18 protein-coding genes are annotated in these 20,155 nt (G+C 29.8%); 13 read left to right on the top strand and 5 right to left on the bottom strand.

Annotated elements, in window-relative coordinates:
• The first annotated feature begins 105 nt into the window (after positions 1-105).
• The 13 genes from OW730_RS26335 (at position 106) to OW730_RS26275 (ending at position 15,502) form a co-directional block, all read left to right on the top strand.
• Positions 106-1,047: an ABC transporter ATP-binding protein gene (locus tag OW730_RS26335; RefSeq protein WP_271227029.1), complete on the top strand. Its 942-nt coding sequence runs from the start codon at positions 106-108 to the stop codon at positions 1,045-1,047.
• A gap of 10 nt (positions 1,048-1,057) precedes the next feature.
• Positions 1,058-2,206, top strand: a complete 1,149-nt coding sequence (locus OW730_RS26330) for an ABC transporter permease (RefSeq protein ID WP_271227028.1) — start codon at positions 1,058-1,060, stop codon at positions 2,204-2,206.
• Entirely contained in the window at positions 2,184-3,218 is a 1,035-nt protein-coding gene (locus tag OW730_RS26325; protein WP_271227027.1) for an ABC transporter permease, read from the top strand. The genes OW730_RS26330 and OW730_RS26325 overlap by 23 nt, the downstream gene beginning before the upstream one ends.
• 292 nt (positions 3,219-3,510) lie before the next feature.
• The gene (locus tag OW730_RS26320; RefSeq protein WP_271227026.1) at positions 3,511-5,262 is read left to right on the top strand and encodes a DUF4153 domain-containing protein; all 1,752 of its coding nucleotides are present in this window, start codon (positions 3,511-3,513) and stop codon (positions 5,260-5,262) included.
• 216 nt (positions 5,263-5,478) lie between these two features.
• Positions 5,479-6,636, top strand: a complete 1,158-nt coding sequence (locus tag OW730_RS26315) for an ABC transporter substrate-binding protein (protein ID WP_271227025.1) — start codon at positions 5,479-5,481, stop codon at positions 6,634-6,636.
• Positions 6,637-6,829: 193 nt separating this feature from the next.
• Positions 6,830-7,723, top strand: coding sequence for a branched-chain amino acid ABC transporter permease (locus tag OW730_RS26310; RefSeq protein WP_271227024.1), 894 nt, complete (start codon positions 6,830-6,832; stop codon positions 7,721-7,723).
• A gap of 3 nt (positions 7,724-7,726) precedes the next feature.
• A complete protein-coding gene (locus tag OW730_RS26305; RefSeq protein WP_271227023.1) occupies positions 7,727-8,803 on the top strand; it encodes a branched-chain amino acid ABC transporter permease in 1,077 nt (358 codons plus the stop codon).
• 25 nt (positions 8,804-8,828) lie between these two features.
• Positions 8,829-9,590 (top strand): ABC transporter ATP-binding protein, encoded by a 762-nt coding sequence (locus OW730_RS26300; RefSeq protein WP_271227022.1) that lies wholly within the window; start codon positions 8,829-8,831, stop codon positions 9,588-9,590.
• A 1-nt stretch (position 9,591) separates the two neighbouring features.
• Positions 9,592-10,305, top strand: a complete 714-nt coding sequence (locus OW730_RS26295; RefSeq protein ID WP_271227021.1) for an ABC transporter ATP-binding protein — start codon at positions 9,592-9,594, stop codon at positions 10,303-10,305.
• Positions 10,306-10,520: 215 nt separating this feature from the next.
• On the top strand, positions 10,521-11,402 hold the full coding sequence (locus OW730_RS26290) for an ABC transporter ATP-binding protein (protein WP_271227020.1): 882 nt from the start codon (positions 10,521-10,523) through the stop codon (positions 11,400-11,402).
• The gene (locus OW730_RS26285) at positions 11,399-13,039 is read left to right on the top strand and encodes a hypothetical protein (RefSeq protein ID WP_271227019.1); all 1,641 of its coding nucleotides are present in this window, start codon (positions 11,399-11,401) and stop codon (positions 13,037-13,039) included. Before OW730_RS26290 ends, OW730_RS26285 begins: the two co-directional genes overlap by 4 nt.
• Positions 13,040-13,220: 181 nt before the next feature.
• Entirely contained in the window at positions 13,221-14,327 is a 1,107-nt protein-coding gene (locus tag OW730_RS26280; RefSeq protein ID WP_271227018.1) for a radical SAM protein, read from the top strand.
• 164 nt (positions 14,328-14,491) lie between these two features.
• Entirely contained in the window at positions 14,492-15,502 is a 1,011-nt protein-coding gene (locus OW730_RS26275) for a hypothetical protein (RefSeq protein ID WP_271227017.1), read from the top strand.
• 64 nt (positions 15,503-15,566) lie between these two features.
• Here the strand turns inward: OW730_RS26275 and OW730_RS26270 are convergent, their stop codons facing one another.
• From OW730_RS26270 to rsxE, 5 genes are all read right to left on the bottom strand, one after another.
• Positions 15,567-16,889: an MFS transporter gene (locus tag OW730_RS26270; protein WP_271227016.1), complete on the bottom strand. Its 1,323-nt coding sequence runs from the start codon at positions 16,887-16,889 to the stop codon at positions 15,567-15,569.
• A 693-nt stretch (positions 16,890-17,582) separates the two neighbouring features.
• Positions 17,583-17,999 carry a SoxR reducing system RseC family protein gene (locus OW730_RS26265; RefSeq protein WP_271229634.1) on the bottom strand — a complete coding sequence of 139 codons (417 nt, stop codon included), beginning with the start codon at positions 17,997-17,999 and terminating at the stop codon, positions 17,583-17,585.
• A gap of 22 nt (positions 18,000-18,021) precedes the next feature.
• A complete protein-coding gene (locus tag OW730_RS26260; RefSeq protein WP_271227015.1) occupies positions 18,022-18,885 on the bottom strand; it encodes an RnfABCDGE type electron transport complex subunit B in 864 nt (287 codons plus the stop codon).
• A 13-nt stretch (positions 18,886-18,898) separates the two neighbouring features.
• Positions 18,899-19,474, bottom strand: coding sequence for an electron transport complex subunit RsxA (gene rsxA / locus OW730_RS26255; RefSeq protein WP_271227014.1), 576 nt, complete (start codon positions 19,472-19,474; stop codon positions 18,899-18,901).
• Between the two features lie 55 nt (positions 19,475-19,529).
• A complete protein-coding gene (gene rsxE, locus OW730_RS26250; RefSeq protein ID WP_271227013.1) occupies positions 19,530-20,153 on the bottom strand; it encodes an electron transport complex subunit RsxE in 624 nt (207 codons plus the stop codon).
• Positions 20,154-20,155 lie beyond the last annotated feature (2 nt).

Here is a 20,155-nt window from a genome sequence, read left to right as displayed (position 1 = left end):
TGACTTTTGGCAATTATGCTCAATTTATCCTTAATATATAATGTACATATAAACAGAATCAAAGTAAGATATTTAATTGAATATGCCTAAAGGGGAGAGAAAATAATGGAATCAAATAGAATTGAATTTAAAAATATTACAAAGAGATATGATGATAAATTAGTTATAGATAATTTAAGTTTTAGTATAGAAAAAGGAAAGGTTTTTGGGTTGCTAGGACCAAATGGAGCAGGAAAGTCAACAATAATTTCAATGCTTTGTGGCATAGTTGCTATAGATAAAGGAGATATAGCTGTTCAAGGGTATTCTGTAATTAAAGATTCTAAGAAGGTAAAATCATTTATTGGATATGTGCCTCAGGAATTAGCTTTATTTGAGAATTTAAGCATTATGGATAATTTGAATTATTTTGCTGGGATGTATGGGTTAAAAAAGAAAGTAAAAAAAGAGAGAATAAGTGAAGCTTTACAAGTGACTGCACTTGAGGAACAGAGAAAAATGAAAGTGAAAAAGCTGTCAGGAGGTATGAAAAGGAGATTAAATATAGCTTGTGCTATTATGCACCATCCTGAGATTCTTATTATGGACGAACCAACCGTAGGAATTGATCCTCAGTCACGCAATCACATATTGGAGTTTGCTCTTAAGATGAATAAAAAACATGGAATGACAATCATATATACATCTCATTATATGGAGGAGATTCAAAAAATCTGTAATGAAATTCTAGTAATTGATAATGGAAAAGAAATTATAAGTGGAACAAAAGATAATATACTTAAATCAGTTATAAATGAGACTACTATTGATGTGAAACTTATGGAGAATAAACCAGAAATTATAAATAGATTAAAAAAACTTGAAGGAGTTAGAGAAGCCTATTATGATGAAAATCTTAAAGTTTTAGTTGCATCAACTAATTATAAGATAGAAGATGTATTAAAAACAATTAAAGAAAATAAAGGATATATCCTTAATATAAGTATAAATGAACCAAATTTAGAGACTGTTTTCTTGAGCTTAACAGGAAAAAAATTAAGGGATTAGGAGTGGGAAAATGAAATTATTATCACAAACTGTCAAGGAATTAAAATTTATTAAATCTTCAATTCTATATTTTCTGTTTTGTTTCATAGTGGCACCAATAATCATAGGATTATTGTTTGGAACACTGTATGAGAAAATGATGGATAAAAGCATAACTTTAAATAATATTGATGTTTATACAATAATTGAAAAAGATGATAACTACACAGAAGGGATAAATTCAATGTTATCATTAAAAGAATTACCCTTCATAAATGTCATAACTAAGAAAGATGAGAGCTTTATAGATACTTTGAAAGATAAAAAAGATTCATTATTCATAAAGGAATCAAATAATTTGGTGGAAATAATTAATTACGGAAAAGAATCCATGGAAAAATCCATAGTTAGCAACCTTGTTACCGAACTGGTCAATGTACTTCAAGAAAAAGATATTTCAAATATGTCTTATGAAGAAAAAAGAGTTTTTTTAAGTGAGTTTATTAAAATATCAGGTAAAGATTTCACAGAAACAGTTGAAATAGAAACAGATAAAAAGCTTTCGTCATATGAAACTATGATTGTTAATTTATTTGTTGCTATGAGCTTGTTTATAGCAGTTACCTTTGCTTCAGAATTCATTAAAGATAGAGAAAACTCTATGCTTACAAGATTAATTTCCATGAAAGTAGATAGAAAATCGATTTTCTTAAATAATGTATTATCAGTTTTTATAATTGCTTTTGGAATAACATTTATATATATGATAATTTCATGTATGTTAGTTATGAGAATGGCAATATCACCTGTAAAGATAATATTACCATGCTTAATACATGGAGGATTCATAGCTGGAATATATGGGGTTTCCATAGGGATATTTAAAAGAGAACACACATATAAAAATATCATTACAGTAATTCTTATGTTAATAATGATTCTTGGGGGAAGTTCTTTTCCAATAGATACATTTGATAATGTGATTTTAGTTGCTAAAGTAATGCCTAATTACAATATACAAAGAATATTCCAGGAAGTATTGCTTCAAAATGATTTATCAAATGTAAAAATATCTATACTAATAGTTTTAATAGAAATAGCTGTTTTAATATGCTTAGGGTTAATTTCTTTTAGTTATTGTGAGAGGAGAAAAAAAAATGTTAAATATAGCATTAGTTAATTTGAAAAAGATGTTAAAAGATAAGAAAGCAATTATTGGTATTTTTATAGCACCAATTATAATAATGTTTTTATTTAGTTTTTTAAGCCAAGCTCCAAATTCTGTTGTAAATATAGGGGTTACAGATAATCTTAAAAGTGAAAAAAGTGAATATATAATTAATGAATTAAGAAATGATTCAACAATAAATATTACTATATTAAATGAACAAGATTTAAAGAAAAAATTAAAAGACAAGAAGATAACTTTAGGTATTCTTATGTCTCAGGAAAATGAAGAGAAATTTACTCTTTTAAAATCAGATATAAACAGCTATATATTAGTAAAAAACAAGTTAAACAATATTTTAAGAGAAATAAAAGTACTTGGGGGAATTCCAAAGAAAACATTAACTAATAGAATTGAATATATAAATCATTATAAATCTTCAGGTAAAATATTTGTAACTGGATTCTTAATAAACTTCATGATGTTTTCTATGATATATATGATAAATGAACTTGCTGAATTAAAGAAGAGCAATATATTAAAGAGAAGTTACACATGTCCTTATTCAAGCTTTCAATTACTTGGAGGAAAACTACTAGCCATGTTTGCATTGATATTTATGCAGTTCTTAATAGTTAATACTATGGGGTTATTATTATTTAAAGAATTGATATTTGAAAATATTATAGTGGCAATTAGTGTATTTATTCCATTTATACTTCTTATTTTGGGAGTTGGACTCTTAGTTTCAAGGGTATTCAAGAACCCAGATTTAAGTCCTGTTATAGTAAACTTAATTGTAGTTCCAACAGGCTTAATAAGTGGAACATTTATGCCTAAGGAATTGATGCCAGAATTCTTATTTAAATATTCATTCATAGCTCCTCAACACTGGGTAGTAAAAGGATTAGAACATGGAAATAATCTATTGAAAGCTTTTCCAAGTGTTCTTATACTAGCTATTATGGCACTTTGTTTCTTGGCTGCAAGTAGTTATAATTTTAAAAATTTTTTAAGGGAGTAAATCTAGGGAAAGAGATAAAGAAGTCTGCCTAATATAAAAGTAGTTTTAGAATACACAAATGTACTGAATCAAATGATATAAAAATCGAAAAGAAGATCAGGAACGTTCAAAAAACGCATATATAACTATGGTGATGAACCGTATCATAAATTGATACGGTTTTTTAGATTGTAATATTTTTTTCATTTTTTAAGAGGTAATCGATGGTAGACTAAAATAGCGAGTTTCATCAATGAAAAGACATAGAAGTTTTATTAAAGAAATATAATATTGATAGGCAGAGGTGATGAAAATGAAAATAAGTGAATTATTCAAAGATATATTAAAGGGAATCAGAAATAGTATAAGAAGATTCCCAGAGACTATAGGAATTTCAACAGCGTGTGTTATACTTCTTATTTATATGCATGAATTGGGATATGGACCAGGTAATCAATTAAGAGAAACTTTAGCTAGAGTGACCATGGTACTTGCTTTAGGAATACCACTTTCATTATGTATTAAGCTGTATTTTGAAAGGATTAAAGATTATAAAAAGAGTATATTTTATGGAACATATGTTGCGGGAGCATTACTACTAATAATATATTATCATGTATTCCTTAATGATTTTGAGATGGTTTCAATAACAAGGTATATAGGTATAAGTCTTATACTTTATCTAATATTTATTTGCATACCCTATTTACCTAAAAGAGATAACTTTGAGCTTTATGTTATAAGGGTTTTTGCAAGGTTCTTTACAACTATTTTATATTCAGTTGTTTTATACCTTGGATTAGCTGCTATTCTATTTACAATAGATCAGCTTCTTGGGATAAATATTAAAGGAGAAATATTTTATTATACTTGGCTTATTGTAGTAGGAGTATTTGCACCGTCATTTTTCCTTGCAGGACTTCCTCAAAACAATGAAGAATTATTTTTAAAAGATTACTCCAAGCTGATTAAGGTGCTTGTGTTATATATTATAATACCTCTTATTTCAGTGTATACAATAATACTGTATTTGTATTTTGGAAAGATAATTATTACAAGACAGTGGCCTCAGGGACTTGTATCTCACCTTGTATTATGGTATTCAGCAATAAGTGCAGCAGTGATATTTTTAATATCACCATTACTTAATAAAAACCCATGGATAAAAAAATATATAAAAGTTTTTCCAAAGGCAATACTTCCACTTATAATAATGATGTTTATCTCAATAGGAATAAGAATAAATGCTTATGGGATAACTGAAAATAGATATTTTGTAGTTGCACTTGGAATATGGGTATTCTTAGTTATGATATATTTCTCATTTACAAAGGAGATGAAAAATATAGTACTTCCTATATCCCTTGCAGTAATTATTTTTGTATCACTTTTTGGTCCATTGAGTAGTTTTTCAATTTCAAAATACAGTCAAAACAAAAGATTTGAGAAAATACTTTTAAGAAATAATATGATTAAGAATAAGAAAGCTGTTAAGGCAAGTTCAGATGTATCAAAAAATGACTTAAGAGAGATTAGCAGTATTTTAAGTTACTTTAATAGAAGTCATAGCTTAGATGATGTTAGGTCTTTACCTAAAGGTTTTAAGCTTAAAGATATGGAAAAGGTTCTAGGCGTAAAATATAAGGAGCAGTATTATTATAATGATGATGAATATTTCTATTTTGACGTATTAGATAATACTGAAGCTATTGATATAAGAGGATATGAGTATTTATTTGATTTAAGGAATCATATATTTCAAGAATCTAAGGATATTCCTCTAAGTGTAAACTATAATGATACATTAAGCAGACTTAGTATAAAGGAGAATGGAGAAGAAATATATAGCATAGAGTTAACTGATTTTGCAGAAGCTCTTATAGAAAAATACGGGGCTAATCAGAATAATAAAGGTCTTTCTGTAAAGGAAATGTCAATTGAAGATGAGAATGATAAAATTAAGGTTAAAATTCAATTTTCATATATATCAGGAAACAAGAAGTCATCAACAGAAAAAATAGAATCATTAAGATTCGGATTTAATGTTTTTGTGAAAGTTAAATAAACCAATGATAAAAAGTAGAAATAGTATTTATGTTAAATTATTAATTGTCACATTATATAAAATAATAATTTATAAGGTTTAACAAAAATTTCATATTTGCGAATAATGATAATTTTTTATCATATATTTTAATTAAAACATATTAAATTTTAATAATTTAATATGTTTTTTTTCATTTCTTAAGAAATGAAATTGTTAGAAAAAGGGGGAATTATTTTGAAGAAAAAATTATCTTTACTACTATCGCTTGTTTTATTATTTGCTATGGTTACAATTGGCTGTGGGAATAAAAAACAAGATTCATCTGGAGATGTAATTAAGATAGGTGTATTTGAACCATTAACAGGTGCTAATGCAGCCGGGGGAGCATTGGAAGTTGAAGGTATCAAATTAGCAAATGAATTATATCCAGAAATTTTGGGAAAGAAAGTTGAATTAATTATATTAGATAATAAATCTGATAAAGTTGAAGCTGCTAATGCTGCAACAAGATTAGTTGATAAAGATAAGGTATCAGCTATAATTGGTAGCTGGGGAAGTGGATTTTCTATAGCTGCTGGAAAAGTTGTTAAGGATGCTGAAGTACCAGCAGTAGGAACTTCATGTACAAATCCACTTGTAACATTAAATAACGATTACTATTTTAGAGTATGTTTTATTGATCCATTCCAAGGTAATGTTATGGCAAACTATGCTTATAATAAAGTTGGTGCTAAGAAAGTAGCATTTATTATTGAAAAGTCTAATGATTATGCAGTTGGACTAGCTAAATTTTTTGAGGATACTTTTACAGAATTATCAGGAGATAAAGATTCTGTAGTATATAGAGCTTATTATAATACTGGAGACCAAGATTTTACTGCTCAATTAACAAGTATTAAACAATCTGGTGCAGAAGCAATATTTGCTCCTGGTAACTTTACTGAGTCAGCTTTAATTATTAAACAAGCTAAACAGCTTGGATTAGACTTGCCAATACTTGGTGGAGATACATGGGAAACACCAGAAGTTATTGAGATTGCTGGAGACGCAGCAGAAGGAGTTGTATTCTCTACCTTCTTCGATGCTAATGCTAAGCTTACTGATAAAACTACTGAATTTATTAAAGCTTATAAAGAAAAGTATAATAAAGAACCTGCTGCAGTTACAGCACTTGCATTTGATGCATATTTATTAATTTTAGATGCAATTGAAAGAGCTGACAGCACTGAGCCTAATGATATTAGAGACGCTCTTGCTGACACAAAAGACTTCCCAGGAGCAGCTGGTATCGTTACTTTAGATGAAAATGGAGACGCTGTTAAATCAGCAGTAATCAAGACAGTAAAAGATGGTAAATTTACTTATCTTACAACTGTTGAGCCAATGAAATAGAAATATTTATAGTTTACGGTTCAAGGGGCTTTGTATGTATATAAAGCCTCTTGAATTAAAATTTTAACATATATAATACCACTTCTAAATAGATTAAAGATATTCTGAAGAATGAGGAATATCATCAAAATTTATTCTTTATTCTCTTTTCTTTATTCTTTTAATCTAAATAATACAATATGGGGGAAATAATATGAGTTTTGAAATTTTCATGCAGCATTTGGTTAATGGAATTTCCCTTGGTAGTTTATATGCTCTTCTTGCAATAGGATATACTATGGTTTATGGAATTCTTAGACTCATAAACTTTGCTCATGGTGATATTTTCATGTTAGCTACGTATATTGCTTTTTATTCAATGACTGCCTTTTTCTTACCATGGTGGGCATCCTTTATTATAGCAATTGTCCTTACTTGCTTATTAGGTATAATTCTTGAAAGAGCAGCTTATAGACCACTAAGAAATTCTCCAAGGATTTCAATTATGATATCTGCAATAGGAGCCTCATTTCTTATAGAGAATCTAGCGATAGTTATATTTGGAGGTAGACCTAAGGCATTTCCAATTGCTCCTTTGTTCTCAAAAATAATTACTATAGGTGGAGTTTCTATAGTTAGTATTTCTTTAATAATCCCTATAATAACTGCACTTGCATTATTTATATTGATTTACATAGTAAACCATACAAAGATTGGAATGGCAATGAGAGCAGTATCAAAGGATTATGAAGCAGCTAGACTTATGGGTATAAATGTTAATAGTGTTATTTCATTTACATTTGGAATAGGTTCTGTGTTAGCTGCGATAGGAGGTATGATGTGGGGGCTAAAATATCCTCAACTTATTCCTCTCATGGGTTTAATGCCAGGTCTTAAATGTTTCATAGCGGCTGTTGTTGGAGGAATTGGTAATATAAAAGGAGCAGTTTTAGGTGGGTTCATTCTAGGACTTGGTGAAATTATGATTGTTGCATTTTCACCGGCATTGTCAGGGTATAGAGATGCTTTTGCTTTTGTCCTTTTAATTATTATTTTATTAGTTAAGCCTAGTGGTTTAATGGGACGAAATACAATGGAGAAGGTGTAGAATATGAAGAAGGAAAATATATTACATGCAATTTTTAGTAGTAAGAAAAATAGATTATCAATAGGAGCAATAATCTTTTTTATTGCTGTATTGGCAGTTTTAAACATGATACTTGATCCATATCAGATGAGGATTTTCAATCTTTGTGGAATTTATGTGATATTAGCATTAAGTTTAAATCTTATAAATGGATTTGTTGGTTTGTTTTCTTTAGGACATGCTGGCTTCATGGCAGTTGGAGCTTATACATGCGCATTGCTTACTATGTCAAAAGATATGAAGGAAATGAACTTCTTTCTTGAACCAATAGTACCTTGGCTTAGTAATGTTCAGCTACCATTTTGGAGTGGATTGATAATTGCTGGTGTTATGGCGGCTGTAGTTGGGGCATTAATTGGAGCTCCTGTTCTTAGATTGAAGGATGATTACTTGGCAATAGCAACACTTGGATTTGGGGAAATCATAAGAGTTATATTCACGAATACTCAGAGGATAACAAATGGGGCGTTGGGTATAAAAGGTCTTCCTGATACAGTTAACATTTGGTGGACTTGGGGGATTGCTTTATTTACTATAGTATTTATGATTCTTCTTGTAAACAGTAGTTATGGTAGAGCTTTCAAAGCAATAAGGGAGGACGAAATTGCTGCTGAGGCAATGGGAATAAACCTTTTTAAACATAAATTAATGGGTTTTATTATAGGTTCTTTCTTTGCAGGAGTTGGAGGAGCTCTTCTTGCACACTTAATGGGAACAATAGACCCATTAATGTTTAGATTCTTATTAACATTTAACATTGTCCTTATAGTTGTTTTAGGGGGTATAGGAAGTATAACAGGTAGTGTTATTTCTGCAGTTGTAATTACTATAGCAATGGAGTTCTTAAGGATTCTAGATGGAAAAATGGTAATAGGTTCTTTAGTTATAAACGGTATACCAGGAACTCGTATGGTTGTATTCTCAGCGCTACTAATGCTGGTTATTCTCTTCTATCAGAAAGGTCTTATGGGGACAAAAGAATTCAGTTGGGATTGGGTATTTAGTTTGAAGATGAAGGCTGTTAAACTTTTTAGAAAATAAAAACTATCTAAAAGGAAGTGAAAATGTGACTGTTTTAAAGACAAATAAGATAACAATGAAATTTGGAGGGCTTACAGCTGTATCTGAATTTAATATGAAGATAGAAAAAAATGAAATAATAGGACTTATAGGACCTAATGGCGCAGGAAAAACAACTTGTTTTAATATGATAACAGGGGTTTATGCACCTACATCAGGAAAAATATTTTTTGAAGGTAAAGATATTACAGGAATGAAGACTCATGAAATAACAAAGCTAGGTATAGCAAGGACCTTTCAGAATATAAGGTTATTTAAGGAACTATCGGTACTTGAGAATGTTCTAATAGCAAATCATATGAGACTGGGATCTAATTTGTTTTCTGCCATTGTAAAGACAAGAGATTATAGGATGAAAGAAAAGTTAATCTTAGAGAAGTCTTTAGAATTATTGAGATCAGTAGGTTTAGAAGATGTAAAAGATGAAAAATCATCTTCTCTTCCTTATGGTAAGCAGAGAAGATTAGAGATTGCTAGAGCACTTGCAACTGATCCTAAATTACTTATTTTAGATGAACCAGCAGCAGGAATGAATCCACAGGAGTCTTTAGAATTGATGAATTTTATTGGTGAAATAAGGGATAGATTTAATTTAACTATTTTCTTGATTGAGCATCATATGCAGGTAGTAATGGGGATTTGTGAACGGATTTATGTGCTAGATTATGGAGTTAAAATAGCTGAAGGTACACCTAGTGAAATACAAAATAATCCTAAGGTTATTGAGGCATATTTAGGGGTGGAATAAGATGTTAAAAATAAGTGATTTAAATGTATATTATGGAGGAATTCATGCTTTAAAGGGAATAAGCTTAGATGTTCCTGAAAATAAAATTGTAACGTTAATAGGGGCTAATGGTGCAGGGAAAAGCACCACTTTAAGAAGCATAATGGGATTGGTAAAAAGCTCTAATGGTAAAGTTTTATATAATGAAAAGGAAATTACAAATAAAAGAACTAAAGATATTGTAACACAGGGGATTGTTATGGTACCTGAAGGTAGAAGGGTATTTCCTAATCTCACAGTACATGAGAATCTTACTCTTGGTGCATTTGTTAGAAAAGATAAAGAGCAAATAAAGAAGGATATGGATTGGGTATATGAGCTGTTTCCTAGATTAAAGGAGAGGGACTGGCAAAAAGCAGGAACTATGTCAGGTGGAGAACAACAGATGTTATCGGTAGGAAGAGCACTTATGTCCAAGCCTAAGCTTTTAATGATGGATGAGCCTTCTTTAGGGCTTGCCCCACTTATAGTAAAAGACATATTTAATATAATTAGAGAAATTCACAAAGAGGGAGTAACTATACTTCTTATTGAGCAAAATGCAAAAGCTGCTCTTGAAATTGCAGACTATGGATATGTACTTGAAACAGGAAGCATAGTTTTAGAGGGAGAAGGAAAAGAGCTATTAAATAATGATGAAGTACAGAAGGCTTATTTAGGAGAAGCAAAAAAATAATAAATATAAAGATTATGTAAGTACTAAAGTTATATAACTATTATTAAGAGTAGGTAAGCCTACTCTTTTTGAGACAGTATGAAGAAATCTAAGTGTTAAAATATAGTAAAAATTCAATTAAATGCTTGAATGGGTGTGGATTCATCTGTATTATTTAATTAATATGTTTAAAAATGAACTAGGTATATATTTAAATTAATTGGGAGAGATATGAAATGAAATTATCAATAGACAATGTAAGTAAACGATATACAAGTACATTATGGGGTATAAAAGATTTTAGCTTAGAAATTGAAAATGGGGTACTGGGACTTTTGGGACCTAATGGTGCAGGTAAATCAACATTAATGAGAATATTAGCTACTATTTCAAAGCCTACAACCGGAAAGGTCTTTTGGAATGATGTAGACATTTCAAAGAATCCAAAAGCTCTTAGAGATGAATTAGGATACTTACCACAAGATTTTGGTGTATATCCTAATCTTAATGCTATTGAATTTCTCAAATATATGGCAGCCATAAAAGGGATGGATAAAAAAATTGCGAATAGGAGGATAGAGGAATTAATATGCCTACTAAATTTAAGTGAAAAATCGAAGGTCAAAATCGGAAGTTATTCAGGGGGTATGAGGCAAAGAATTGGTATTGCACAAGCACTTTTAAATGACCCTAAACTTCTAATAGTTGATGAACCAACTGTAGGGTTAGATCCAGAAGAAAGAGTTAGATTTAGGAACCTTATATCAGATTTATCACTTGATAGGATTATAATTCTTTCTACTCACATCGTATCGGATATTGAATCAACAGCTTCTAAAATTGCTTTAATTAATAAGGGGAATCTTTTAACTAAGTGTACTATACAAGAATTATTATGTTCAGTAGAAAATAAGGTATGGGAATGTATTGTTCAAGAAAAGGAACTTTCAGATGTTAGAAATAAATATATAATAAGCAGTAGTGTAAGACAGAGTGATGGTATGCATCTACGAGTAGTTACAGATAATATATTATTTGCCAATAAAAGATTAGTATCACCTACTCTTGAAGATGCTTATTTATATTATATTTCTGATAGTAGAGGTAATGAGAAATGAGAAAAATAAGAAATATATTAAGTATAACTAAAGCTGATTTTCTTGAACGTATAAGACAAGATAGTTTCTTGATAATAATAATGTTCATGGTCTATTCAGCATATCTTTTTGTACCTGATAAAAATACAAAATTCTATTTGACTTTAAAACTTACACAAGGGGAAACATCCTATAGAGGAATTTATAATTCCCCTTGGCTTGGTAGTCTTTCGGCGCTAGTATCTGTGACAATCATGACTTTTATTGGTTTCTATATTGTTAAGAATGCTATTGAACGGGATAGAGATACTGGAGTAGGGCAAATTATAGCGGCATCATCTGTTGGAAAGATTGATTATTTAGTAGGTAAAACTCTCAGTAATTTTATATATCTTACAGTTGCAGTGGTAGTAATAGCTATAACAACTCTGGGTATGCAAGTTATGAGAGCAGAGTCATTAAATATTGAAATTTGGAAGTTATTTGCTCCCTTTTTAATAGTAGTATTACCTGCTATGTTTTTAATTTCTGCAATAGCAATATTTTTTGAAGTAACTCCTTTTTTAAGTAAAGGAATAGGGAATTTTATCTATTTTGGTTTATATATGTTCTTAATAATTAATGGTATATCAAGTAATCCTCAAAATATAAATGGGACTAAAATGGCATTTAAAAGTGAAAATTTCTATGATATTTCAGGATTTACAATACTAAGTGATAGGCTCAAAATGGCTACAATGGATGTATTTCCACAATATACAGGAAAAAATTTTTCAGTTGGATTTGAAGCACAATTAACTAACATTAAGACATTTGTATGGAGTGGAGAAGGTTGGTCAAAGGAGATACTTTTAAGTAGATTATTTTGGATTGGGGTAGCAATAGTAATTGTATTAATTGCGACCTTGATATTTAGAAGAAGTAATTTAATCTATAAAGAAAAAGTAAAAACCAAGGTTAAAATAAAATCAAATATTAAAACTTTTAAAGAACAGAAAAATAAGATTAAAGATGATGTTGTTTTAACTCCGTACAAGGAAAGAAAAATGAAATTTAATACTATTTACATGCTTTATTATGAATTTATTCTTATCTTTAAGGGGCTTTCTAAATGGTGGTACTTAGTTGCAGGAGGTTTAATTGTTGCTGGATTGAGTTCGCCTATAGATGTAGTAAAGTTGTATATTCTTCCAATTACATGGATATGGCCTGTGTTTATTTGGTCAAAAATTGGAATCTCAGAAAAAAGATATGGTACAGAACAATATATTTATTCATGTAATAATTTTAATATAAGGCAATTTATAATATTGTGGATTTCAGGGGTAATATTATCTTTGCTTACTGCATGTGGAGTATGTATTAACTTACTAATAAACGGAGAACTTTTAGGATTTTTTGCTGTAATGGTGGGAGCAGCATTTATATCTGCATTAGCTTTGGTACTTGGTATTTGGACAGGGAAACCTAAGGTTTTTGAAATAGTTTATATGATTTTATGGTATATAGGACCAATTAATAGTATACCGGAGTTTGATTATATGGGGGTAACGAGCATGTCAATTGAGAAGGGAATTACTTTCATATTTTTAATTTTAACTATAGTATTTTTAGTTTTTGGTTACATTGGAAGAATTAAAAGGATAAAGAGTATTTAATAAATATTAAGAGGGCTGGTAACAGTGTTTAAATAGTTACTAGTTCCTTTTATAAAATGTATGAGGAATTTATGCTAAAGGATATGAATAATATTAATATTGATGGAATTGAAAAGAAATTAAGGAGTACATAGATTTTTTCTGGAACAGCATAAAAATATAATAATTTGGGGATGAGGAAATGAAAAAAGAAAAGGGTTGTGAAATATCTAATAATACATTAACCAAAATGCTAAATAAATCAATAGGATTGCTTATTGAAGATTTTATTAAAATAGCAATTAGTGATTTTTCATCAGCAAAAAACATAATAAAAATTGCATTAAAACAAAAAGGTACAGGAAGTATTAGAAATAAGTATGAAGAGAGAGGACTTCATGTTCCACCATTTATGATAGCGTCTATTACAAGTAAATGTAACTTAAAATGTAAGGGATGCTATGATAGAGAAAAAAGTCATAACTGTTCACTAGAGTTTAATGAAAATCAGTGGACAAATGTTTTCCATCAAGCAAAAGAATTGGGGATGTCTTTTATATTGCTCGCTGGTGGTGAACCACTAACTAAGACAAAAGTAATCAGAGAATGTGTAAACTTCCCAGAAATTATCTTTCCTATGTTTACGAATGGAATGTTAATAAATGAAGAGTGGGTTGAGTATTTTGCATCATGTAGAAATTTAATACCAATCATAAGTATAGAAGGAGATAAAAAACAAACGGATAATAGAAGAGGAGAAGGAGTATTTGATAGAGTTTCCTTAAGTTTTGAGTTGCTTAAGAAAAGAAATATTTTTTATGGAATATCAATAACTCTTACTTCTGAAAATTATGATAGTGTTATAAATGAAAACTTTATTAAGGATTATATGGATAAAGGTTGTAGAGCATTTTTCTTTATTGAACATGTACCATTTGATTGTACTACAGAAAGTATTGTAATTTCAAAAACTCAGAGAGAAGAACTTGATGAAAGACTTGGAAAACTGAGAAAAAAATATAAAGGGATTTTTATTGCTTTTCCAGGAGATGAGAAAAGATTTGGTGGGTGCTTAGCTGCAGGCAGGGGATTTATTCATATAAATTCAAGAGGAGCAGTGGAGGCATGTCCTTTTGCGCCTTATTCAGATGTAAACCTCAATGAGATGTCATTAAAAGAAGCCTTGAGTTCACCTTTGTTAGGTAAAATAAGAAATATTCATGGATTATTAGATGAACATAAAGGTGGATGTGCTCTTTTTGAGAATAAGGAAGTTGTAGAGAGGGTTTTAAAAGACCATGAGATGTAGCAAGAAATTTATTGAAAAATTACACACAATATTAGCTAGAAATGTATTAGACTTTGTAAATAGATTATGTAACAAAGGTTGAATTTATCCAAATAATGCCTTATAATTCAAATGTAAAATTAAGCAAAATTATTATAAAAATACATGAATTTAAGGAGAGTATTATGGATAGTCAAGTTAAAAATACTATTGTGAAAGAAAAAAATAAAATAACAATAATTTTAGTTTTTATAGGAATTTGTTTTATTAGTTTTTTTAAGTTTGTTTTTAAGATGGATTTTAGCGATGTGGATACAGCAGCTAGAAGTTTAGGTTATTTGCTTGGAAGTATAATTGGGAGATGCGTAATAGTATTTGGAATTAGTGAATTAATTTATAAGGTTTCAAAGAAAAGTAAAAATAAAATTATTTTAATTATGAGTATAATCTATCTAGTTTCTAGTATTGGAATGTTAAGCAATAAAATTAGCCAAGCTGAAGAAAAAAAACAAAATGAATATAAAAAAATAACACTTGCAGAAGAAAAAATTAGATTATTAATGAATTCTTCTTTAAGTGAAAAAAAGATTGAAAAAGAAGATATTACTTATGAAAAATATGGACAAGCGCAAGAGTGTGTTAGTTTTGTTCAGGATTTATATAGTGAGGTGCAACTGATTGAATTTGATAAAAATGACCAAATATACGAGCTTAATGGAACTTTGATTTTATCATATAATACAGTAAGTGATATTAATGAATTATTAGATGTTAGAATGAAAATAAATCAAAGTATAGATAGTTTAAATGAGTATTATGATTCAATATATAAAATTTATGAAACATATGTAGAAAAGATTAAAACATTTAATGATTCAAATGATTATAGTAAAAATTTTGCCATAGGATTTAATCAAACAGTTCAGAGAACATTAAATAAATTAACATATATAAAAAATGCACATACTGATCAATACAAATTTATGGATAATATTTTAAAATTCTTAGAGGAGAAAGAGGGAAAATATGAATTTCATGATGAGCAATTAATTTTCTTTACAAATGAAGATGTAGATGAATATAACAAACTAATAGATGAGTATAACAATTCTGTAGATGTATTTACTAAGTTGATAAATGATAATGATGAGAAAGTTAAAGAGGCAATGGATTTTCTTAAGGGAGAAGAGAAATAATTATCAATAAATAAAAAACTCTAGGTAGTCAAATAACTACTTAGAGTTTTTTATTAAATATATATTAAGCTGCAGCTTCAGCATTTTCTTCATCAGAATTTGATCTGTTATACTTCTTAGTGAAGACTAACAGTAACATTATTGCTGCTGATGCATATATTGCTCCTGTTACATAATATGATATTCCATAGCCGTTTTCTAGCTGAAGTAAGAAACTTCTTGAGAATAATCCAGCTAGTATTTGAGCTGCTCCCATAACAACGAAGATAACTGAGCTATATGCTGGTCTTAATTCTTTAGAAACAAACTCCATTGGTAATGACTGTTGAACTGGAGATGATAAATTTGCAAATCCAGATCTGAAGAATAAACCTATACCAACTGCTGGAATCATTGCTGAACCGAATGCTTGTCCATTTGCTATTAGTAGTATAAATGGAATTGCTAACAACGCCATTCCTCCAAGACAAACAACTTTTCCAAGTTTTTTGATAACTATTGGTGATACCATAACAAATAAAACCATTGCACCATATTGGTATGCTACTAATTGTGATACAGTTGATCTAGCAATACCCATTTTACTCAAGAATACTGAGAAGTGTGGTGTGATTAATCCAGCCCCAAATCTAATCAAGAATGTATATAGTACAAATAATACAATATATTTATTTGCGAATATACTCCAATCGAATTTTTTCTTTTCTTTTTTCTCAACTTCTTTGTAATCAACTGGATTTTGTTTTATGAATAATACTGGAATAAAGGCGATCACTGCTACAGCTACAAACATGAATAAAACTTCTGTATGTGCATCTAAATAAGCCTGATTCTGAATTGCCGTAAATGCCTCGGTATTTGCTGTTAATTCTTTAGCTTTATCATAAGCTATACCAAGTATTTTTCCGAATTGCCATGTTATTAATGTACCACCAAAGAAAGAGGCTATTGTCATACCAGCGATATTTGTCCATATAGCTGTTGAAAATATAAAGTTTTTATTTTTTTCATTTGTATAACAAGTTAAAAATGATGGTAATATAGCATCAAATAAACATACACCAACAAACATTACACCTGTTATTACTGCTAACACTGGTACTGAAGATACGTATTTAACCGCACCTAATCCAATCATAGATCCAATACAAGCTAAAGAGATAACGAACTTAAATCCTCTTTTAGGTATCAATAATAAAAGTGCAGCTCCTCCAAGGAAACCAAGTCCTAAGAATATAGACATACTTTTAGCTAAATTAACTGTTTCTGGTGAAATACTTAGGTATGTTGGAAGTACATCTAAACATACTCCTCCTAACAATCCTACTACAGCATAAATAATTATAAACATCCATGCGTTAAAGGTAAGTCTTTTTGATTCGTTCATATCTTTTTCCTCCGTAGATTCAAAATGGTAAATTTGTATTTTGTAAAAGAAATATTGTGGTTATTTTTTACGTTATTCTTTTATTTTATAATTCTACTAGATTGCAAATGCATAAATATATATTTTATTTTAGTTAAACAAGTAATTATTAGGCCTAATATATACTATACTCAACTATAAAACCAAATTTAAAATTCAATTTAGTGCATTAATGTATAATATTATGGGTAAATATGAATTTATTTCCTTTGGCAGTTACACTATAATACTTTTTATAAATTTATTCAATATGTAAATGAAATTTCGCAATTCTTACTTTTTATTTCATATCTCTTACTTATTTTATATTTTTTTGATAATTAATTGTGAAAGTTCTTTAAGGTGCATTTGATATATCATGCTCTAGTGATAAAGAGGTAAAAGAAAATGAATTATTGATTTAAAAGAAATAATTCTGAAGTGAAAAGTGAGTAGATAAAACATAATGGAAAACGTACAGTTGAAAGTGGAAAACGAAGGATAATTCTCTACGAGAAATTTTAATCAATATTTTATTTTAAATAAAATAAATAAACCTTTCTTTATCTAAAGAACAAAAAAAAATAGCTTCTCACGTAAGTGAGAAGCATCATTCATTATACATTTTACATTATCAATTATACATTTGTTTCAAGAGCACGCTTAGCGAGCTTTTTACTTGACTATTTTCAGCATTTGAAATTCATATTCATTATTTTTACTAACTTTCTTATCAATTTTACCTGATAAGAAGTAAGATATCCCTAATAAAATGAATCCGGTAAATGCTCCTAAAAGTTCATAATTACCATAGCCAGAACTTTTGAAGAAGGTTAATCCAGCAGTTAATCCAATTGCAAACATGATAGTAGGGAAAATATATGCCCAAAATATCATTTTGGAGAAAATACTCTTTTTAATACCAACCTGTACTCTAGTACCAACTGAAACATTTAAGGTATTCTTGATTTCAATTGTTTCAGAACTAGAAGCACATCCACCAGTACAACCTCCACAATTACCTCCGCATCCAGATTTTCTAGGGAAAACAACATTGGCTAAATCACCATTAATTGATTTTACAAATCCCACTTCTTCCAAAGTTCTCAGCCTCCTATTCCTTAGTTACAGCCGCTTCTTCTTTAGCAGCAGGTGCTGCCTTTGGAGTAGCTTTGCTTTGACGTAAGTTCAGTATTGCACTTGTTGGACATTTCTTTGCGCATAATCCACAGTTTACACACTTATCATAATCAATAACAGGAAGGTTATTATCCATAACCATTGCGTCTTTAGGACAAGCTTTTATACAAAGCGTGCATCCTATACATCCTACTGAACAACTAGATTTTACATCTTTACCTCTATCGTGAGTGTTACAATCAATACGTACTAGAGAGTTCTTTGGTACCATACCAATAACTCCTTTAGGACAAGCACCTACACAAGCACCACAAGCAACACATTTATCTTCATCAATAACTGCTATACCATCTTCAATCTTAAGTGCATCAAAATTACATACTGTTACACAACTTCCAAGACCAAGACATCCATAGCTACAAGCTTTTGAACCACCACCAGGTGCAACAACTGCTTGATTACAATCTTTTATTCCATAGTATTCATATTTTTCTTTAGCATTATTACATGTACCATTACATTGTACAAAGGCAACCATTGGTTTAGAATCTTCAACAGTAACACCTAAGATACCAGCAATTTTTTCTGTACAAGCAGCTCCACCAGGTCCGCATAAGTTTGGAGGGGCACCGTTTGTTACTATTGCTTCCGCATAAGCGTCACATCCAGCAAATCCACAACCACCACAGTTAGCACCAGGAAATGCATCTCTAACTAATGGGATTTTTGGATCAACCTTAACTTCAAATTTCTTAGAAGCATATCCTAATATTAAACCGAAAGCAAGTCCCATAATTCCAAGTGTTATACCAGGTAGAATTAAACTAGTTAAATCCATATGTCGTACCTCCCTATACTAATCCTGAGAAGCCAAGGAATGCTATTGCCATTAATCCAGATGTTATTAATGTAATAGGAAGCCCTTTTAAAGCCTCTGGAATATTTGTGTTTTCTTCCAATCTCTCTCTTAAGCTTGCAAGAAGTACGATAGCTAATGTGAAACCTAAAGCACAACCTAATGAGTTAACAAGTGATTGGATTAAAGTAAAGCCTTCGTTCATATTATTAATAGCTATACCAAGCACTGCACAGTTTGTTGTAATCAGAGGAAGGAATATTCCTAATGATTTATATAGTGCTGGGTTTGTTTTCTTTATAATAACCTCTACTAACTGTACTAGAGATGCAATTACTAAAATAAATGCAATTGTATATAAATATTTAATATCGTAACGAACTAAAACAAATTCATATACTAAATAAGATATAGTTGACGCAAGCAGCATAACAAATGTAACTGCCATTCCCATTCCTTTAGCTGTATCAACCTTTTTAGAAACCCCTAAAAATGGACATATACCTAGGAATTGAGCAAGTACTACGTTATTAACTAGAGCTGCTGCTATGAAAATAGTAAAAAGATTCATAGTCCTCCACCTTTCCAGAAATTAATTTATTCTGTAAGAATTTATAGTCTTATAATTAATTAGTTTTTTTTCTCTTATTGATTTTTCTTTGATTAAGAATTGCCATTAAAATACCAAGAGTTATGAATGCACCTGGTGCAAGAACCATAATTAATGCAGGTTCATATGAAGCAGGCATTACACGTAATGCTAAAGCACTTCCATCAAAGATTGTACCGTTACCTAAGATCTCTCTTATAGCACCAAGTACTGTTAGAGAAATTGTGAATCCTAGACCCATTCCGATGGCATCAAATATTGAACTAAAAACATTGTTCTTTGAAGCATAAGCTTCGGCTCTTCCTAATATTAAACAGTTAACAACTATAAGAGGGATGAAAATTCCCAGTTGCTCGTTTAATGCAGGGGCATAACCTTCTAATAAGAATTGCAGTATTGTAACAAAACTTGCGATTATTACAATGAATGCTGGAATACGTATTTCTTTTGGTATAACTTTTCTAAGTAATGATATTACTACATTGGAACCAATTAAAACTGCTGTAGAAGCAAGTCCCATACCAGCACCATTTACTGCACTTGACGTAACAGCTAGTGTTGGACACATTCCAATAACTTGTACAAAAATTGGATTTTCATCTATAATACCAGTTTTTAATCTATCGGATATTATGCTCATGG

The sequence above is a fragment of the Oceanirhabdus sp. W0125-5 genome, assembly GCF_027938815.1.
Taxonomy (GTDB): domain Bacteria; phylum Bacillota; class Clostridia; order Clostridiales; family Clostridiaceae; genus Oceanirhabdus.
This window is presented reverse-complemented; position numbering and strand designations above follow the sequence as displayed.